Source organism: Staphylococcus sp. 11007852 (assembly GCF_011394325.1).
In the GTDB taxonomy this organism is placed as follows: domain Bacteria; phylum Bacillota; class Bacilli; order Staphylococcales; family Staphylococcaceae; genus Staphylococcus; species Staphylococcus agnetis.
This window is the reverse complement of the sequence record NZ_JAANBJ010000024.1, coordinates 86,947-107,960: the sequence shown is the minus strand read 5'-3', so window position 1 is coordinate 107,960 and position 21,014 is coordinate 86,947. Positions and strand designations below refer to the sequence as shown.

Sequence of the window (21,014 nt, the reverse complement as noted above, 5' to 3'; positions counted from 1 at the left end):
CCCACGTGTTACTCACCCGTCCGCCGCTAACGTCAAAGGAGCAAGCTCCTCGTCAGTTCGCTCGACTTGCATGTATTAGGCACGCCGCCAGCGTTCATCCTGAGCCAGGATCAAACTCTCCATAAAAGAAGTAAGCTTGATATAGCTCGTTGATTGGTTAAGCCAATCACTCTTGAAAGTACATTACGTACTCAAAATTATTGGAATTAACGTTGACATATTGTCATTCAGTTTTCAATGTTCATTCAAGTCTCGATTATCTTATCACAGCTTAATGTTCTTTACAAGTTATTTACAAGACTTTTATAATTTTAAAACATTTCTTTTTCGATTTCAATGGTAACTTTTACACTATTGAAATATTATTTTTGAAATGTTTCTGTCGTTTTCAGCGACTTTTTAATAATAGCAACTTCATCAATCAAAGTCAACAACTATTTTTAACTTTTTTTAGTTAATTTCGATTGTAAGCAGTTGTCGTGCTCACAAGAACTTATTCTATCAGGTTGTAATAAAAAGACAAGGTTTTTCTTTACACTTATTCTATGCTATTTACACGTATATTAACTTTAACCCACAAAAAAAGAGTAGATTGAAGAAACCATAAAGGTTCTAACCTACTCTTTGTATGAATCAAATAGTCATAAAGATCATTTTTTCGTTTTTTCGATAATTTTTTGCGCCATATTAAGATAAATTTGACCCAATTCATCTTCTGGTTGATATACTGATGGAGAAAAATCAGCAGGTTTCCATGACGGCTGTGCTAAAGGCAATTGTCCTAACAAATCTGTTTGTAGTTCATCAGCTAATTTTTGACCGCCACCTTGACCAAAAATGTATTCTTTATTCCCCGTTTCTTTACTTTGGAAATATGACATATTTTCAATTACACCTAAAATACTATGATCTGTATGTTTCGCCATAGCACCTGCTCTTGCTGCTACAAATGCAGCAGTTGGGTGTGGTGTCGTAACGATAATTTCTTTACTGGACGGTAACATCGTATGTACATCAAGCGCGACATCTCCTGTACCAGGCGGTAAATCAAGGATTAAATAATCGAGTTCTCCCCATTTAACGTCCGTAAAAAAGTTTGTCAACATTTTACCTAGCATAGGACCACGCCAAATCACCGGGGCATTTTCTTCGACGAAAAACGCCATTGAAATGACTTTAACACCGTGGCGCTCCACAGGGACAACCGATTTCCCTTCTATATTAGGTTTCGTATCTATGCCCATCATATCAGGAACACTGAACCCATAAATATCAGCATCAATAAGTCCCACACGTTTTCCAGCACGTGCAAGCGCAACTGCTAAGTTTACGGATACTGTAGATTTGCCAACACCACCTTTACCTGATGCAATAGCGATAAACTCTAAATCATTGCCTTGTGCTAGAAATTCCTCAATGGTTTGTTGCTTTGTTTCATTTGAACCTTGAAACTTTTGAGCTTTTTCTTCAGGTAAGGCTTCAAAACGAATTCCTACTGTTTTAGCACCGTTTTCTTTTAACTTCTCAACTATTGCCATTTGTAAGTCGAGCTGTTGTTGCCCCCCTAGTTGTGCCATCGCTATTTTAACACTCACATGTTCCTTCTCTTCTTTAATAGAGACTTCTAACAAACCTTCCGTCTCTTTTAAAGGTACGTTAACTGAAGGGTCAATCACTTCACCTACGATAGTTTTAACTTGCTCTTGTGTTAACACATCCGCCATCTCCTTTAGTACACATTTTAAATATATTTTAACAAAGATATCATTTCAAAATAAGGTATATGCATCATTTTTGTTCACTATTGTAAAATTAGGTTACACAGCATTTTTCTTCACTTTATTACGATCATGTATAAACAAGCTAATTATCAATCCAATGAATACCATCAATGAAGCAACTAAAAATGCCGCATCAACACCAAACGCCATTGCCTCTCTATGAACCATCGCTTTCGCAATTGTGTTATCTGGTATATACCATGATGTTCCGATAGCCATAACGGTAACCATAATGGCTGTACCCATCGAACCTGAAATCGTTCGTAATGCATTCATTATAGCTGTACCATGAGACACCATGTCATTTTCAAGTGCATTGATACCAGCAGTGTTTAGAGGCATCATAATAAATGAAATAGATATTAAACGAATTGTAAATACAATAATGATATACGTATAAGAGGTATGCGCTGTAATTTGACTGAACATGAATGTCGTAATCAATAACAATGTAAATCCTGGAATGATAAGTATTCGCGCGCCTACTTTATCATATATTTTTCCAGTAACAACAGACATTAAGCCGTTGATAATCGCTCCAGGTAAAACGACTAATCCTGACAAAAAGGCTGATAGTTCAAGTACGTTTTGTATATAAATCGGTACTAAGAGTGCTGGACCTACCATGGATGTAAAAGCAATCATGGAAGCAATTGACGTTAATGCAAACGTACGGTTTTTAAAAGCTTCTAGCCGTAAAATTGGGTTTGTGATTGTCAATTGTCTTTTTATAAACACGCCGATAATAATCATACTTACAACTAAACTCATAATAACGATAGGATGTTGGAAACTGATTGTACCAGCAATACTAAAAGCATACAACATTAAGCCAAACCCTAATGTCGATAACATTACTGAAGGTTTATCCAACTTTACAGATTTCGTTGTACTAAAATTATGCATATATTTAAAACCAAAAATATAACCAATTACTGCTACTACTACAACAACATATAAAGGTACACGCCATGAAAAATGGTCTACAAGTACACCTGATAAGGTTGGACCTATTGCAGGAGCGAATTGAATCACTAAACCAGATAGCCCCATTGCAAATCCTCGTTGATTTTTAGGAAATAGTGTAAACATAGTAAATTGACTTAAAGGCATAATAATGCCAGCTCCCATAGCCTGAATGACTCTTGCTGTCATTAATATCGCAAAATTAGGTGCTAGTGCAGCAATGATAGAACCTAAAAGGAAAATCCCCATCGCAATAATATAAAGTGTTCGTGTCTGTATACGATCCATAAAATAGGCTGTTAAGGGAATCATTATGCCGTTCACTAACATAAAACCTGTAACAAGCCATTGCGATGTGCTTTCGTTAATATTTAACCCCTTCATAATATCTGGTAGAGCTGTATTTAAAAGTGTTTGGTTAAGTATCGCAGTAAACGCACTAATTAACATAACTGCTACGATGATATTACGCGCTTCCTTCCCAATTTGATTAGATGTCATTCTTGTAACCTCATTTCCCCTAGCCCGGTATCCGTGACTGACTATAGTTTTTCAATATAACACTTCACGCCATTGATTGATGTTTCAATGCACCTTTATCCAGAAATGATGAATAACTATATATCAATTACTTTCTAAGTAATCCATCATCCTTCAACATTAGTAATGTTTCTTTGACTTTTTTCATACATTAACTCAAATGTTAAAATGTTCATATTCAATTTTATTTTACACTTCTCATTCGAAGCACTCAAAATGTTTGTTCGATATAATAAAAAAGCTATAAATGACATCGCTTAATATAAAACTAAGCTGCCACTTATAGCTTCATATCTCTTACTATTTGCGGTTATGATATAAATTTTCTGAGTCAGGATAAAAAATTTCTTTACACATATAAAGAAATGCAAAAATAATCATCAATACCCAGTAATCTATATGAATATGGGAAAAATGCACATGTACGATGAAATAAAATAAGAAAACAATAATTGTATAAGTAATGAGATGAAATGTCATACCTTGTAAATAAGGGTTAGGATAAAATTTCTTTTTCAATATATCCATCACATACTCAATACAGTAGATGAGAAAATAACCTAATAATATATAACTACCATAATAAAAAAGGTTGTCGTAAAATCCTTCATTGAATGTAAATTTTGCTAAATGTAAAAAGATCAATATTCGACTGAGTCCAAATAGACCAAATGCAAGTAATGTTAAAAATATTCCACCTGAAATGATAAAAATCATCATAATTACTAGTAACGTAAGGATATTGATTAAATTAAATTTTTTCTTCAAATTCTATCCTCCTCACATTACGTAATGAATCGTTTACGTTAAACTTATATCGTCTTGTGTTGTTGCCATATCACCCATAAAACGCTGAGCAATAGCATAGCTAATGCCATAACGTGTTGTATAGGAACATTTAAAAATGCCACGGACATACTATACACAGTTCCCATTATTGCAGAACCCATCGCATTACCTAAATTACGATTCAGTGTAAATAAAGACATCATTTTTTTCATTTGTCCTTGTGATACACCCTCTTGGACTAATACGCTATCTTTAGTGAATGCACTCCCGAATCCCATACCTGCAAAAAATACTGTGATTGCAATGAGTATGGGGTGGTTTACATTCAAACTCACACTTACACTTGCTAAAAACAAAAAGATTAATAATGTCACATAAAACGTCTTGATAGATACATATTGCTCAATGTAGTCTAATGTAAAATTGATTAAAAGCCATCCTACTGATAAAGGAAATATGATTAATCCACTCTGTAAAGGAGAGTAATGAAATTCATCCTGTAGATATGATGGAATAAAGACATTAAATCCTATTAATATGGCTGCTATCATTATATCGGTTATAAATGCAAGCCGAATTTTAGGTGTGAATTCTTTTATAGATATAAAGGCATGCGGTTTCTTTTTATAATAATGTATTAACCCAATGCTAAAGAAAATGAGTAGTAACAACGCACCAACATACAACAAATTCATTTGATATGTCATAACCGTCCACATTAGACATCCTATAAATATATAAAAGAGTAATATGCCTCTATAATCAACGACATGTTTTTCGGTCGTTTCTGCCTCAAAGCGATAACTGATGATGACTAATATAAATGCGATCGCTCCAATGGGAACATTTATAAAAAAGAGCCAGTGCCAAGTTGTCCATTCTAAGATAAATCCACCTATAAAGGGACCGATAATACTCGAAATCCCCCACACACTTCCTACTATACCCATTACTTTGTATCTAAAAGGTATAGCAAAAGCTAACTTTGGTACAATTTGGGCGAGTGACATATTGATACCTGCGCCAATACCTTGTATAAAACGCGACAACAATAACATGTCAAAAGTGTGACTAAAACCAGCCAATAGACTACCACCGATAAATAAACTTAAACCCAACAATGTAATCACACGAATTTCAATCCGAGACATGAGTTCGCTAATAAGTGGAATGGCCACTACAATACCTATAAAATACACAGTAAAAACAAAGGCGATAGAAACATCTGGACGTAAATCATGACGCATAGTTGGCAAAGCAATGGAAACAATAGTCGTTTCAATGGCTGACATAAACATGATTAATACTAATGACATAATCACATTGAACTGTTTCATTTTCATAATGTATCCACCTTCCATACCACTTCATTTATTACTATAAGATAAAAAGCATCGTAATAAAAACGAATCACTCTAATTTTATAGAGAGATTCGTCTATCATTAATTATGATTTTTAAAATAATGCCTCACTGCTATCATGATAGCAATAACAACAACTGCAAATATGAGCGATATTACACCTAATATTGGCGAACTCTGCATTGCCCCCTCGCCAAATAAGTAATAAAAAGCAAAATATATTTGAAATAGTAATAACACGGTTAACCCCATCATAATGGATGTGTACTTTGAAAACATGTTACATCCCACCTACATAAAATAAACAATTCCGATAAAATGAAATATGGACGCTATTAAAATAAAAATATGCCATATCATATGAAAATACGGTCTGTTTTTTTGAGCATAAAACCATGCACCAATGGTATAAGCAAGTCCACCTAATACTATAAACAATAAAAATATCCAAGCTTGCTCTTTAAGTATGATTGGAAAATAGATAACACCAACCCAACCCATAAACAAATAGATAAACAAACTTAATTTTGGGTTAACGTGCGTAGATAACGCTTTATACAAAATGCCCCATATCGTTATCCCCCATAGTAAAATCATTACTGTCCAACCTAACCATCCACCGACAAGCACTAATGATATAGGCGTATAACTTCCTGAAATAGCGACATATATCATACTATGATCAATGATTCGTAAAACATACTTATGTGATGATGCTTGTTGCATCGTATGATACACCGTAGATGACATAAACATTAAAAAGAGACTTATTACGAAGACAGATACACTGATTGACATCGTTACGCCTGTAGAAATATAACTATGAACGGCTGCATATGGCAGTGCAATGAGCATTAATAATGCCGCAAATCCATGTGATACTGCATTACCGACTTCCTCTCCAAAAGAGAGTGGATTCATTTCTTTAAACGCATTTAATTTATTTTTTGCAACTTTAGTGGGCTTCATTTGCGACATTATATCACCCCTATTCAATAATGTTTAATCGTATTAAATCATTTGTAGCTGTTTCAACACTATCTTTACCTTCTTTATTTTTTAAAGGGCTAAATTCCTCGTCACGTAAAACTTGTAACGTGATAAAAGATTGCGCATATTTAAAAATATCAAAATAAAACAGTTCAAACTTTAACGTCGGTCGTTTCACAATACCAAAATCCTCATCAAGTTGTTCTAGTTGCTTAATAGCTAAATGATATGGCAATGGTTCGTCGACAACACGGTTTATAAAATCCGTTTTAAAAGCGTGAATACCAATATTCGCATTTTCAAAACGATCAGCCACTTCTGGGTCAAGCTCAGAGTATTCTAATACTGCATCTTGGCCATCTTGGCTGACAAGACGACCAACACTTTCACCCGGTTTAGGTTGTATTGATTTAGATGTTACATCTTTGTCGTAGTATGCTGTAAATCCAGCAAATATTGGATCTAATACACGTACAAGTACGTTATCAATATTATTTACAAAAATAAAACGATTCCCACGTTTAGTCATTTGGTCTAAATATCCCGCGCGTTTTAGTGCTTTAAAAACACCACCATTTCCATTTGGTGTTTCCATAATTTGAGCCTCATGATTAAGAATCAATTGTCCTTCTTCATTTAAAGCTACAATGGTATCTTGTTTATAAAAATAAACGTGTGATGGGTCGTATCCAAAATAGTCATTTGTTTCAAAAAATTGACGTGTTTCTACATCATTAATGTCACTTGTCATAATATACCAGTCAACATATGTACCTGTAAGCTCATGTAAATGTTTTAATTGACGTGCTTGTAATTCAAAAAGACTCGTTCCTTTGATTTTAAATGAGCCTTTAGGCCCTTTATATCCAAGGCGCGTCCCTTGACCACCCGCCATTAATAACACAGCAAATTGATGATTGCGAATAGCTTCTAACCCTTTTTGTTCATACTTATGACGTAATGCGTCATCGAAATCATTTTTTCGTACATAGTCAACTTCTTGAATCGCAGATACATCACTAATTGTTTGACGTTGTACATAGACATCATGATACAATTTTTGAATCTCAGCGAGGTCAAGTGCATTAAGGCGTTCTTCAAGTCTATCTTTTTCGTTTTGGCTCATCATCTTCTCATATTCTAATAAATGCTGTTGATGATATTTTTCCAATTTACTTTTTTCAAGCATAATTATACGCTCCTTTAATTCATAAATTCATTTCAACGTACATTTCTATTTAAATCCAAGTTATCAATACGCGTTTAATCGGTGTTTCGAATAATATGTATACAGTTAATAGCGTAAATGTTGAAGCTAAAGATAAATCCACTAAGCCTCCCGTTCTAAAATGTATCGGAAAGCGCACACGTATTGGTAATGGAAATAATAAACGTACACCTCTAGGGGTTAACATATCTAATATTACATGTGAAAGCATACCACAAATAATGCTAATCATATAGTAAAGCGGTGTTTGAATTAGCGTTAATAGATAATAGCTAAGAATAATGAATAACAACGAATGCGTAAATGTACGATGGCCAAACAAATGTTTGACGATAAAGCTCAAAATTTTTAATCGTTGACCTATTTTACTCCTCGTATGACAAATATCAGGAAATATACTAGCAATACCAGCTATAACAATGGCTGTCACAGATTCAAACACATCAAGTTCAAAATGTGTAGCTACCATAGCTCCAATGAGTAAGCCCGCAGAGGAATGCGTTTTTCCAGTCATTTCTAACTCCTTTATCTCTACATTTTTCAATGACTTAGTATACCATATCTTCAATCAAAACACGAACATATTTTCGTATTTCAATTAGTATGTCACATTTGTAAAATGTATAACACATTTCTCTTGCAATTCTTTAAGAAATCGGTTACACTATAGTCATCAATTAGGAAAAGGATGTGTCAGTCAAATGGCTATGACAGTTAAGAAAAACGACAAAGAAGTACAAATCCAATGGAGAGTTGCAGATATCCGTATTCCAAACGACCAAATCAAAAACGTGACTGAGGATCAAGATATTCACGCATTCCCTAGCACTGAAGAAAAAACAGTTTCTCGTATTGGATCTACATTTGGCAAAACGAACCGTGTAATCATTGATACGGATGACCATCAATACATTATTTATACGCACAACGACAAAAAAGTTTATAACGAAGTAACTAAATAAATATAAACGTTAACAATTCGTTGACATCAAAAAAGCAATCCGAAATGGATTGCTTTTTTGATACCCAATTCTATGACATATAAAAGAGAGAAGCTCAGATCAACCAAAAAAATGCCGTCAATACTTGACGACATTTTTATTTTTATATTTTTCGTAATACGTATAAGAAATATGGCGCACCTATAATAGCAATTAATACCCCCACTGGAATATCAATTGGTGGTGCGATTGCTCTCGCAAGACCATCCGAGAAGACCATCAATAGGCCGCCTATTAAACCTGACATTAAAACAATATGAAGATGTTTATGTCCAACTATACTCCGTGCAATATGTGGTGCGATTAATCCTAAAAAGCTCAAACCACCGACCACGGATATTGAAGCGCCTGCGAGCATTACTGCTGTAATAAGCAATATCATTTTTGTACGGTTTACATGAGTGCCCAAACTTGTTGCTACATCTTCTCCTAAATCTAATAAATCTAATTTCCTGCAATACATTAAAATAATAGGGACTGCAACAATAATCCACGGCAGAATCACCAAGACATGATCAAATGTTCTTCCAAATAAGCTACCCGTTAACCATACGAGCGCAATATTTGCCTCCATAGGGTTTCGAATTAATAAATACTGGACAATCGCCATCGCAATTGCGCCTATTGCCATACCTATAAGCGCGAGTTGCGAACCTTTCACACCCTTATAGCTAATTAATAACGATAATATAATACTTATAGCAACAGCACCTACAAATGAAGCAAATGGTAACACGTACAACGGTGCTTTAGGAAACAAAATAATAACGATGACTGCCGCAAGACTGGCACCTTTTGTTATCCCTATAACATCTGGCGAAGCTAAAGGGTTTCGAATCACGCCTTGAATGACTGCACCAGAAATCGCTAATGCCGCCCCTACAACAATGCCTAAAATCATGCGTGGAATACGGTATTCAGTTAAAATGAAGTTTTCACCCGTCCACATTTCCTTTAAAGCTTGATTAGGAGCAATCCATACAGCCCCTGCACTTAGGCTTAAAATAGAAACTATGATTAATAGAAATACAATAATGAGATAGCGCTTGGATAACTTAAATTTCATCGTGCTTTCACTCCTCTCATTGTAATCCATAAGAAATACAATGCGCCTATAAATGAAGTCACAATTCCTACTGGAGATTCAAATGGAAAAGCGATCAAACGACTCACCACATCAGAAATTAAAAGTAAATTAGCGCCGATAATCATAGATAACATGATTATTAAAAAATAATTTCGATTCAAATAATACTTCACGATATGTGGCACAATAAGACCCACAAAACCAATTGGTCCGGCAATAGATACACAAGCACCGGCTAGAACGACGACAATGAGTCCGGCTATGGCACGTACACGTTGTGTATTTTGACCGAGTCCCTTCGCAAGTTCATCACCTAATTCTAAAATAGCGAGTTGTCTTCCTAAAAATAATGCCATGACTAACCCCGTCATAATCCAAGGTAGAATATGAATGATATCCGGCCATTTAATCGTATGTAATGCACCAACCAACCAAAACATGACGGTTGTTGTCGCATCTTCATTTAATAATATAATTCCTTGCGTTAAACTCGTAAAAAATAAATGTATTGTCATACCAGCGAGTGCAAGTTTAACAGGTGTCATCCCTCTCGTTGTTCCAGCTAATAGGTAAACGGTTAAGCCACCAATAAATGCACCGACAAATGCATAAATCACTGTATATTGTGCCAATGATGGCAATAACACTGTAATCAAAACAACGACAAATGAGGCACCAGCATTTACGCCAAATATTTGCGGTGAGGCAAGGGGATTGCGTGTAATAGATTGCATTAACACCCCTGCCACTGCAAGTGCTGCACCAATAAGTATTGCTGCTAACATCCTTGGCATGCGTACGTTATGTATTAAGAAAGTATCTTTCGTATCTTTTAGTTGAAACATATAGTCCAACATCGATTGAAACGAGATTTTAGATGCACCGATTGCAAGATTAAGATATATTGCAATAATAAGAAAACAGACGCTCACAATAAATGTGAGCGTTGTGCGTTTTCCATGGTGATATTCTTTAAATTTTGAATGTGACAGCTTAGACATTAGAAATCACCTTTTTTATAAAAATTACATGTTACAAACGTATTTATAATACGTTTATTTTTGTTCTTTTTTCGAAATTTCAGCGAGTTCTTTCGCAATTTCTTCAGAAGAAATCAAACCACGGAACTTCGCCCAAGTTTGTCTATCTACAATGTGTACACGATTGTTTTTAACAGCTTTAACGTCTTTCCAAACTGGATCTTTTTTCATTTTAGCATAGTGAGGATCTTTGTCGCCATTAACCATGATGAACATACGTTCAGGGTTCACTTCAGCAAGTTGTTCTGAGTTCATATTTAAATATGGTGCGTTTAAATACTCAGGTAATTGATCTTCAACCTCTTTCGTTAGCGCTTCTTTAAACCCTAATTCATATAAAAATTGACCTACATAGGATTTATCTGAATGCGCTAAAAATCCAGATTGTGAAATAACAGCTGGTAAAACTTTTAAGTCTTTGTTCATTGTAATTTCTTTTTTATATTTTTCAATTGTTTGTTTATGTTCTTCTAAGCGCTTATCCGCTTCTTTTTCTTTAGATAATGCTTTAGCTATCGTTTTGAATGCTTCGATATTATCTTTATAATCTGCATCTAAACTAGGTAACATAATTGTTGGTGCAATTTTACTTAATTGCTCATAATTCCCTTTATGACGGTTAGCATCAGCAATAATTAAATCTGGTTTTAACTCACTAATAACTTCTAAGTTAGGTTGTTTTCGTGCGCCAACTGATTTATAGTCGCCCACTTTATCTTTAATCGGTGCGATAATATTTCCTTTTTTACCATCATCTGCAATACCTACAGGTTTAACTCCTAGTGAAACGAGGGCATCAACAAATGAATATTCAAGCGCTACAACACGTTTAGGCTCACCCTTAACCGTTGTAGTTCCTCCTTCATGTTTTATTTCAACGCCTTTACCATCACTAGTACTCTTATTGTCTGAGTTACCTGAATCACTCACGTTACCACATGCAGCAAGAGTGATGATGAATGCTACCAATGTGAATAAACATAATGCTTTTTTAATGTTCACAATGACATTCTCCTTTTCTTATGTAATTCGCCTTACCTCATACATTTTAATTGATAATGATTCTCAATGTCAATATCTATTCAAAATTTTATTTTCTTTTGTACTGTTCAAATTTTCTAACATTAAGTCGATGCCAGTATCATTGAGATAACGTTTGGAGAGATGTGGTGCATGCATACTATGTGCAAGCGCAGCATAGCCTAATTTAAACGTCATTACATCACCAATTTGATAGCCATGTGTTTCATCTAAATCTATTAATAATAAATCACTTGTACTTCCTACAATTTTCACTTTCGAATCCACCGGTGTTATTTCTGTTACAACTGTATCTAAATTTCCGAAGTCTACAAGTGCTTGCATGTAGGGTTGATGTGTGGATAAATTCAATCGCGGTTTAATTTCAATAATGTGACCTACAAGCTCAATCGCATCATCATATAAAAATGGAAGTCGTTGGTTATGCGCTGTTTCATATCCTCTGAACAATGCTTCACCTATACGTAATTCATTAATAGGACCTAAATCATGATACATTGCTAACGTTAACATACTCGAATTACCACCAGAGATTGTTGTAAAAATAAAACCTGTTTCTTGTTCAACACTATTTAAAAAGTGTTCAATATAACTGATATCTTCCTCCGTTGGTGGCATAGGTCGATAACACATAAAATTAAATGCTAACCCTTTCAAAAATACATGATCCATGCGCATTACTTCATTAATGTAGTCCACCGCTTCATAAGTCAATAGACCTTCTCTACCATCTTTCCAATCTACCATTAGTAAAATTTGATGGCGCTTATTTTGTTTTTTCGCTTCTAAGTTAATACGACGAATGACATTAATATCAGTTTGAATACTCATTGATGTTTGTGACACAAGTGTCGATATTTCAGATAGCGTAGCCCCCTTAATCATGACGTAATTCAATGTTCCATAATGTTCAGAAATAATGTTCAGTCGTGATTCTGCTATGCACTGAAAAGGTAACGTTTCAAATAGTTTTGCGATTTGCGAATCACCTGCGACACATTTAAGTACCGGTACCATATTAATACCGCGTTCATCAAGCATACGCTTTAATAATAGAGCGTTATATTTAATTTTACTGAGATGAATATTGATATGCGCCACAATTTACACCTCTTTTCGTATTGGATTTTGGAGTTCGATTTGCATATACGATTTTACCCTTTGATGCATACGCATTGTAAGCAATGCTTTAACAGTCACTGTTTGACCAAATAAAATTTCTCTCAAGACACTTGCATGCGATAAATGATCCTTTATCGCTGTATCTACCTCGTCGCGAACGATGGCATAAAGACATGGTTCTGCAATATGATGTGTATGATTAAAATGATCTATTAAGGTCCCCAATTGATTTTGGATTACAGCATGTTGGAATTTGGCTACCACCGCTTCGATATCCTCAGCAATTAAACTTTGGTTAGAAATTTCTAGTTCTGGCACTTCTTTTTGCAATGTTGGAAGATCAATCCTAGAGCCACCTAAATCCCTCACATTAAAGGAAAATTCACGGGTTTGTTGATTAATTTGTAAAACCGTATTTTGCTGGTGGGCTTCAAGTGCAATGCCATAAGTTTGGATATAAGCAATTAACGGTGGTATTAACGCATGTGTATAGTCTTTAATGAAACGTACGATGGTTGCCTCATTAATATCGTCATATAAGAATTCAATTAAGCTGTCAACGGTGATTTGTTCGTCTACTGGATTTTCTTGAGTGAGTGCAGCAGTCACTATTTGTAATACATTTTGATTCGCGGTTGCTGGAGATTGACGTACAATCATTCCGAATTGACGTGCAGTATCTGGCTCCTCTTTTACATAAGCACCATAAGGCTCTAAAGCAACCTGTAGAGTTGGATATATATTTAAAAGCCTTTGTAATTGATAACTAAGCTTTGGCCCATCTACAGTTGTTACAGTGGACACTGTACGTACCGCACTTGTTGCTTGTACATTAATAGGCAACTTAATATGATAAGGTTTTTGTTCTAGTGCCATTGTTCTAAATGAGAGTGTTGCTTTAGATGGCACACTGTATGGCGTTGGTATAATGCGTAACATCTGAATTCTATGGGCAAATTGCGTTGTAATCACATTGTCATATTGCCATGGATGCACTAACATAATTCGATAATCATTTAATTGACATCCTAATGGTTCTAAAAATTGCTTGAGTCGCCCGTTAAATTCAGGTAATACGTGTGCACCAATAAAACAGTCATTACCGTCCATAGCAGTAATTTCAAGTTCATCTTGATGCACGAGGACGATACGTAAAAATATCGTTTTCATAAATTCAGGTGCATAATCACGAATTTCAGCTTCGTTTAATGGAAGTTTGGTTTTAGAAAGCGGATGTGAAGGATGCCCCTCCCAAACCATACCTTCAGTATATGCTAAACTCGTCCAATCGTTATTCCCTTGCATATGGCTCAGCCATGATATAAAGTTAATTTTTTCAGGTAAACGTGTGATTTTTAATGAATGTTGCATAGCGATTTTACGTTGTTCCAATTGATCATAAGTTAAAGATAATCCTAACCGACTATGTTTTAATTCTTCTATGAGTTGATCATGAAATGGAATATTAAAGTGTGTTTCCAAATGTGAGATGAGTGCTTCTAAACTATCAAGCTGTTCATTAGATTGACCCATCTGATACGTTATCGGACCGTTTAAATGTATTTGAAAAAATGCACTATGTGTTTGACATTTAACATGCAACACATGTTGGTGAAATTGTATTTCTACCGATGTGGGGTGAATCTGAACGTGCGCATCATTAGGAAATAGTGACTCTTTCATACAGGCTAGTAACACCCGATATTGTATATTTCTATCCGCACGTTGATCATTAGTGAGTTTCATTTCTCAATGGACCTCCAATATATTTTTGATTGACTACATACCCCAAAATAGCGATGCTCATTGTGGTGATCCCCATAATTAAAAATGTAGGTGTAATACCGATCCAATCCGTGATTAAACTCAATAGCATTGCGCCTAATGGTATCATTCCGCGATCTATCATAATCACACTTAAAATTTCCCCCCGATGTTCCGGTTCAATATCATTTTGGAAAAAGACTCTGTTTGAAGTACGGGCCAATTGACCAAACATACCTACAAAAAAGATGACAATGAACAAAGTCATTACGTTAGCTTTAAACAGGCTCAATAACCCAATTCCAAATCCTATCGAACTAAAAAAATATAGATGATTATTTTTAGTATAATCGATAATATGAGGAAGTACTAATGTTGCAATCACACCACCGATTGCACTGATTGTCATCGCCGTACCAAAAACAGATGCATTATTTGGAAAATGCGCATCTGTTAAAATAGGTAACATTGTTGTATAGGAATAACCTGTAGCCATTATAACGAGTGAAGTTAAAAAAATGTTTCTACCTTGTATATGTATTTTTAAATACTGCTTGGCAACGGTGAAAGAAAGACCTCTAACTCGTTTTAGTTGTGTCGCTTTAAAATAAAGCGGTAAACTGAGTAACAGTGATATTCCATACACTACAGCTTGTAACAAGAAGGCATATGCACTGCCATATAACGCAATAATAAAACCTGAAATAGCTGGTCCAATAGAACGACATATGTTGAGTATAAAAGCATTGTATGATACAGCTTTAGACACGGGTAACTTTGTCGATAAATCTGGTAATACAGCTTGTCTTACTGGCGTTTCCAATGCACTTAAAGAGCCACGCAAAAAGGCATAGCTAAATAATACGAACATCGGTACATTTCCTATAGAAAACACTAAAACGGTTAAGGTGGTTGTCACAACACATGAACTTGCGACACTCCATTTTATGAGTTTACATCTACAATACCGGTCGGCTAAGCCCCCTGCCCATAAACTTAATAAAAAAATGGGAATTAAACGGAAGAAATTGAGTAAAGCCAAATCCATCGCATTATGGTTCATTTGAAACGCATACCAATTTAATGCAATCTGACCAATCCAATTTCCTAAAAAGAGTAAAAAAGTGCTAGAAAAATACCATTTAGCCAAAATACTCACCTTTCTTCAATTGATAACGATTCTCAATTCCGATATTATGGATTATACGAATCCTCTATGCATTTGTAAAACAAAAAGAATGAGGTGCACAAATGAATTCCGAAAGTAAAGTAAGTTATAAACAACTAGAATTTTCACGCGAAGAAAAAGAAAGTTACGCATATTTACGAAAGCACTCTACAGAATGGGCTGAATTGTTTTTACAACACCTTTTAGCCGGGCGTGATAAAGTAACGGCACGTTTGATGGGATCTCTTTATAGAGAGAATCTTGTTGGAGGCTATGAAAATAGTCATTTTTTGTCTGCAAATCATTTAGAAAATACCCCTTTCAATAATAATGATGTGTTAAAGATTCATTTCCCTTCTCAAAATATATCGATTTGTGCTGAAGTGACGGGTCAACACGCTTTCAATCGTATTGATGTGACTGGCCCATTTTATTGGTTGCAAGATCATTCATATCATCGCGTGTTACACCCAAATGAATTGTTAAATGTTGTATTAAGAGAAGACCCTTCTTTAAACGGCGAACACAGTCAACAATTCAAAGACGATTTAGAAAATAGTGCAACACATATGGCACTCGCATTAAGTTATCAATCTTTTAAATTCAAAGATGTCACCTCTTCATTGTTAACTTATATTCAAAAACAACCTGATGCGTATTTGGCATCTGAGCAATCCGTAATCGAAGGTCACCCTATTCACCCAGGCGCCAAACTTCGTAAAGGTATGACTACGGAAGAAACTATCAAGTATACTTCTGAATACAACCATGAAATCCCTTTACAATTCGTATTAATACACGAATCATTGACGCGTAAACAAAGTATTGTAGGTCCATATCAAGAAGCTATTTTTCAAATGTTTTCAAATTTAAAAGAAACGATTCAAGCTCAAGTGGCTTCATCAATAAACATTGATGACTACGATGTGATGATTATTCATCCATGGCAATATCAACAGATTATAAACAAAGACTATTCACAAGAATTAATGACGCATCTTATCATACCAATTTCCTATGATGCGCCTTATTTTGCAGGATTATCCTTTAGAACATTAATGCCAAAGCATCCTAAAATAACACCACATATTAAACTATCGACAAATGTCCATATAACAGGTGAGATACGAACGTTATCTGAACAAACGACTCATAATGGCCCATTGATGACCCATATTTTGCGCACCATAGAATCAGAGGATAAATGGTTTACACAATTAAATACACAATCTGTTCCAGAGTGGGCAGGTATTCATTTTTATAAACCATCAGATGCCCCTAGCATACAGGAACAGCGTAGCGAACAACTCGGAACACTCTACCGTGAAAACATTTATCGCTACGTTAATAATGATGAAATACCATTAATCCCTTCAAGTTTCGTAGCCACACTTCCAAATGAAAGAACACCACTATTGATGGCGCTCATTTCACGTTATCAACATCATCATCACTTAGATCAACGGGAAAGTGTGCTTCAATGGTTTAAAAGTTATGCTGCGTCATTGATTGATTATGTTGTCCCACTACTTGTAAAGTATGGTATCGCCCTCGAGGCACACTTACAAAATACGGTTGCTGTGGTAAACAAAGACAGCGGCGCATTAACCCAAATGCTGATTCGGGATTTTGAAGGCTTACGTATCGATGAAAAACAGTTGAATGCTTCAGGATTTCCAACACACCATTTTCACGAAAAATCACGTATTCTTACGGATAGTCAAACTACTGTATTTAACAAAGCGTTTTATTCAACCGTTCAAAATCATTTGGGTGAACTGGTTGGATGCATTGCAAAATACGTTGACGATTCATCAATCGAACTTGATTTATGGCATATCGTACGCGAACGCATTCAAGATGTATTTAAAGTATTGAAATCAAATGAAAGCAATTTCGCCCGTATACAGGAGATTGAAAACGTATTTTTCAAAGCGCAAATTGACTATAAATGCGTCACGACGATGCGACTCTTAGATGAAGCCCATGCCTATACGTATATTCAAGTTGATAATCCACTAAAAATGTAAAAAGCGCTTGTGTTTGCTCATTTTCAAAGTCCCTACGTCATCACAACCGTAACTTAAATCCCACTGAGTTATAATTAAGTATTGAATAAGCTTTCAAAGTTCATATCAAAATGAAGTTTGAAAGCTTTTTTATTTATGGCATACAACATGGAGTACTTTTTGATATTCAGTGGTTCCGTATTTTTGTAAAGTATATTAAAATTGAGCACAGAGACTAAAAAAGGAGACATGTTAAAATGACAGTCATGCGTACCATTACTTTTATGCTGAGCATTTTCATTGTAGGTATGGTTGAGCTGGTCGTTGCAGGGATTTTAAGCTTAATGAGTCATGACCTCCATATTTCAGAAGCATGGATTGGTCAACTCGTCACGATTTATGCCTTTACTTTTGCACTTACAGGTCCAATTTTAGTGAAGCTTACTGAACGCTTTTCAACTAAAACGGTTTTGCTTTCAACAATACTTGCTTTTATTATTGGTAATCTTATCATAGCGCTTTCTCCAAATTTCACTATGATTGTCATTGGTCGAATTATCTCATCTGCTGCTGCAGCTTTAATTGTCGTTAAAATTTTAGCGATTACAGTTATTTTAGCGAAACCCCAACATCGTGGACGCATGCTTGGGCTTGTGTATACAGGGTTTAGTGGCGCAAATGTTTTTGGCGTACCATTAGGTACACTCATTGGAGATTGGATAGGGTGGCGTTATACTTTTGGACTGATAATTGTGGTGGCAATTATTGCTGGCATCATGTTACTATGCTTTTTGCCACATCGTATTCAAACACAATTTGAAACTAAAGAAGATTACCGTATGCGCATTAAGCGACCATCAGAAGTGGTTAAATTATTATCAATTACTTTTATTTTCCTCACCGCGAATTCAGTAGCTTACATCTACATCAATCCACTTATTTTATCAGGAGGCCATACGATTCAATTCGTCTCATTAGCCTTACTCGTCATTGGTATAGCTGGCGTAGTGGGAACGTCTGTAGGAGGATATTTTACAGACATTCTATCTTATAAAAAATGGTTATTAATAAGCGGTACTATTTTTACTATAATGATGTTTTTATTAAACCAATTGTGGAGTTACACTATTATTTTACTGATTGCACTTTTTATCTGGCATATCATTCAATGGAGTACTAACCCTGCAGTACAATCAGGTCTGATTGAACAAGTTGAAGGTGATCATAGTCAAATTATGAGTTGGAATATGTCATCCTTAAATGCAGGTATAGGGTTTGGCGCTTTACTTGGAGGTATAGTGGTTGCGCATATTAACCTTTTTGCAACAATATACGTTGCGATGGCTATCGGGATCATTGGCCTTATAGTTATTATTCTATTAAAAAAACCAGCCCCTAAACGCTAATCATCGACTTTGTTCAGTGATAAGGTGTCATGATTTTATGTTTTATATATTACAAAGCCTTCAACGTTACTATTGAAAAACGTTGAAGGCCTTTTTTAAATCTAGACGTCGCGTTTAAGTTTTAAATGGAAATCCACGCTACTTTAATTACCATTACATGAGCATCATTTAATGTTTCCCACGCGTATTCTGATGTGTGTGTAAGTGCGTTTTGGGGTGTTCTTTTGACAGTGCTTTAAATAATGACCAAACCATAAATATAATAACAACTGAGAAAGGTAATGCAGCTATAATAAGCATGTTTTGAATGGCTTGTGTTCCACCAGTAATAATCATAATTATAGCAAATAACGCAAGCATGATTCCCCATGCCACTTTGATATAAGCAGCCGGATGATTATCTCCTTTCGTACTCAACATTCCAAGCACATAATTTGCAGAATCGGCCGATGTAATGAAGAAAATAAAGATCACAACAAGTGTTAAAAGACTTAATATAAATCCAAGTGGAAAATGTTGATACATCGCAAATGTTGCAGTTTCTGTCGCCTCTTTCGCTAAATTTGCCACCCCACGTTGTTGCTGATCGATAGCTGACGCACCAAACACTGCAAAAAAGATAAAACATACGAGTGAAGGTACAAACAATACACCAATAATAAATTCTTTAATGGTACGACCACGTGACACTCTTGCTATAAAAATACCGACAAATGGCGCCCAAGATATCCACCATGCCCAATAGAAAATCGTCCAATTATTGACCCAAGTGCGTTGCGTTTCATTATTTAAAGGTAATCGCAAACTCATATCAAAGAAATGCGCAATATAATTACCAATTCCATTTGAAAAAGTATTTAATATATACAAAGTTGGACCTAAAATAAACACAAGAACCAATACTATAAAAGCAAGAATCATATTGAAATTACTCAAATATTTTATCCCTTTACTAATACCTGTCCAACTGGACCAAGTAAAGACAAAAGCCGAAAACAGAATGATAAAAAATTGTGCTGTAAACGAAGGTTTTATATCGAACATGTAATTTAAACCTTGGTTAATTTGTAAAGCACCGAAACCAAGTGTTGCAGCCACACCTGTTACCGTTGCAATAATTGCTAAAATGTCAAGTAAACCCCCTAAAGGTCCTGACATCAATTTTCCACCAAATAACGGGCGTAATGTAGCACTTACAAGCCCTGGATAGCCTTTATGAAAGTTAAAATAGGCAATAACGAGCGCTACGATGCCGTAAACACCCCACGCATGAATACCCCAATGAAAAAACGCAAATTGAATTGCATCATCAATAGCCTGATTAGATCCTGTATGAGCGATTGGACTTTTTGTATATGCATGACTGAGAGGTTCTGCAGTCGTCCAAAATACAAGTCCCATGCCCATGCCTGCACTAAACAACATCGCAAACCAAGACTTAAGAGAAAATTCCGGCGCTTCACCCTCTTTGCCTAAAATAATTGAGCTGTGTCTTGAAAATAATAAATACACACATACAAATAAAATCGCGAGCACAAGTAACAAATAGTACCATGCGAAATGAGTCGCAATAAATGATGTGATATTTTGAGTGGATTTTTCTACATGTTTTGGGAAAAGAGCACCCAGCAATACAAAGAGTGCACATAAGAAGAGTGATACCCAAAAGACGAGACTCACTTTAAACTTTTTCATTATGCATAGCCACCTTATACCTTTT

Annotated in this window: 17 protein-coding genes and 1 rRNA gene; 3 read left to right on the top strand and 15 right to left on the bottom strand. The window is 35.3% G+C overall.

Annotated features, from left to right (window positions below; genetic code table 11):
* The 8 genes from G8Y85_RS07395 to G8Y85_RS07360 form a co-directional block, all read right to left on the bottom strand.
* Positions 1-126 (bottom strand): 16S ribosomal RNA (locus G8Y85_RS07395); the annotation flags it as partial.
* Between the two features lie 524 nt (positions 127-650).
* Positions 651-1,715 (bottom strand): Mrp/NBP35 family ATP-binding protein, encoded by a 1,065-nt coding sequence (locus tag G8Y85_RS07390; protein ID WP_103346197.1) that lies wholly within the window; start codon positions 1,713-1,715, stop codon positions 651-653.
* Between the two features lie 102 nt (positions 1,716-1,817).
* Positions 1,818-3,248: an MDR family MFS transporter gene (locus G8Y85_RS07385; RefSeq protein WP_103346196.1), complete on the bottom strand. Its 1,431-nt coding sequence runs from the start codon at positions 3,246-3,248 to the stop codon at positions 1,818-1,820.
* Positions 3,249-3,587: 339 nt separating this feature from the next.
* Positions 3,588-4,055 carry a SepA family multidrug efflux transporter gene (locus tag G8Y85_RS07380; RefSeq protein WP_103346195.1) on the bottom strand — a complete coding sequence of 156 codons (468 nt, stop codon included), beginning with the start codon at positions 4,053-4,055 and terminating at the stop codon, positions 3,588-3,590.
* A 44-nt stretch (positions 4,056-4,099) separates the two neighbouring features.
* Complete coding sequence (sdrM, locus tag G8Y85_RS07375; RefSeq protein WP_103346194.1) at positions 4,100-5,419, bottom strand: multidrug efflux MFS transporter SdrM; 1,320 nt, start codon at positions 5,417-5,419, stop codon at positions 4,100-4,102.
* Positions 5,420-5,729: 310 nt separating this feature from the next.
* Positions 5,730-6,407, bottom strand: coding sequence for a PAQR family membrane homeostasis protein TrhA (gene trhA / locus G8Y85_RS07370; protein ID WP_060552501.1), 678 nt, complete (start codon positions 6,405-6,407; stop codon positions 5,730-5,732).
* Between the two features lie 19 nt (positions 6,408-6,426).
* On the bottom strand, positions 6,427-7,617 hold the full coding sequence (locus G8Y85_RS07365) for a UTP--glucose-1-phosphate uridylyltransferase (protein ID WP_165805634.1): 1,191 nt from the start codon (positions 7,615-7,617) through the stop codon (positions 6,427-6,429).
* A 49-nt stretch (positions 7,618-7,666) separates the two neighbouring features.
* On the bottom strand, positions 7,667-8,170 hold the full coding sequence (locus tag G8Y85_RS07360) for a metal-dependent hydrolase (RefSeq protein WP_165805633.1): 504 nt from the start codon (positions 8,168-8,170) through the stop codon (positions 7,667-7,669).
* A 187-nt stretch (positions 8,171-8,357) separates the two neighbouring features.
* On the opposite strand from G8Y85_RS07360, the gene G8Y85_RS07355 reads away from it, so the two are divergent.
* Positions 8,358-8,618 (top strand): SunI/YnzG family protein, encoded by a 261-nt coding sequence (locus G8Y85_RS07355; protein WP_037567200.1) that lies wholly within the window; start codon positions 8,358-8,360, stop codon positions 8,616-8,618.
* A 142-nt stretch (positions 8,619-8,760) separates the two neighbouring features.
* Here the strand turns inward: G8Y85_RS07355 and G8Y85_RS07350 are convergent, their stop codons facing one another.
* The 6 genes from G8Y85_RS07350 to G8Y85_RS07325 all read right to left on the bottom strand — a co-directional run bounded on the left by G8Y85_RS07350 (position 8,761) and on the right by G8Y85_RS07325 (position 15,861).
* Positions 8,761-9,723 (bottom strand): FecCD family ABC transporter permease, encoded by a 963-nt coding sequence (locus G8Y85_RS07350; protein WP_165805632.1) that lies wholly within the window; start codon positions 9,721-9,723, stop codon positions 8,761-8,763.
* Complete coding sequence (locus tag G8Y85_RS07345; protein ID WP_165805631.1) at positions 9,720-10,745, bottom strand: FecCD family ABC transporter permease; 1,026 nt, start codon at positions 10,743-10,745, stop codon at positions 9,720-9,722. Before G8Y85_RS07345 ends, G8Y85_RS07350 begins: the two co-directional genes overlap by 4 nt.
* Before the next feature lie 54 nt (positions 10,746-10,799).
* Entirely contained in the window at positions 10,800-11,786 is a 987-nt protein-coding gene (locus tag G8Y85_RS07340) for an ABC transporter substrate-binding protein (protein ID WP_037567192.1), read from the bottom strand.
* Positions 11,787-11,855: 69 nt separating this feature from the next.
* Positions 11,856-12,926, bottom strand: coding sequence for an alanine racemase (locus G8Y85_RS07335; RefSeq protein ID WP_105989281.1), 1,071 nt, complete (start codon positions 12,924-12,926; stop codon positions 11,856-11,858).
* Positions 12,927-12,929: 3 nt separating this feature from the next.
* A complete protein-coding gene (locus tag G8Y85_RS07330; protein WP_165805630.1) occupies positions 12,930-14,693 on the bottom strand; it encodes an IucA/IucC family protein in 1,764 nt (587 codons plus the stop codon).
* Positions 14,680-15,861 carry an MFS transporter gene (locus G8Y85_RS07325; RefSeq protein ID WP_165805629.1) on the bottom strand — a complete coding sequence of 394 codons (1,182 nt, stop codon included), beginning with the start codon at positions 15,859-15,861 and terminating at the stop codon, positions 14,680-14,682. The genes G8Y85_RS07330 and G8Y85_RS07325 overlap by 14 nt, the downstream gene beginning before the upstream one ends.
* Before the next feature lie 101 nt (positions 15,862-15,962).
* On the opposite strand from G8Y85_RS07325, the gene G8Y85_RS07320 reads away from it, so the two are divergent.
* Both G8Y85_RS07320 and G8Y85_RS07315 read left to right on the top strand, forming a co-directional pair.
* The gene (locus tag G8Y85_RS07320; protein WP_165805628.1) at positions 15,963-17,909 is read left to right on the top strand and encodes an IucA/IucC family protein; all 1,947 of its coding nucleotides are present in this window, start codon (positions 15,963-15,965) and stop codon (positions 17,907-17,909) included.
* A 236-nt stretch (positions 17,910-18,145) separates the two neighbouring features.
* Positions 18,146-19,294, top strand: a complete 1,149-nt coding sequence (locus tag G8Y85_RS07315) for an MFS transporter (protein WP_165805627.1) — start codon at positions 18,146-18,148, stop codon at positions 19,292-19,294.
* A gap of 168 nt (positions 19,295-19,462) precedes the next feature.
* On the opposite strand, the gene G8Y85_RS07310 is transcribed toward G8Y85_RS07315, so the two are convergent.
* Complete coding sequence (locus tag G8Y85_RS07310; RefSeq protein ID WP_107370843.1) at positions 19,463-20,989, bottom strand: BCCT family transporter; 1,527 nt, start codon at positions 20,987-20,989, stop codon at positions 19,463-19,465.
* Positions 20,990-21,014 lie beyond the last annotated feature (25 nt).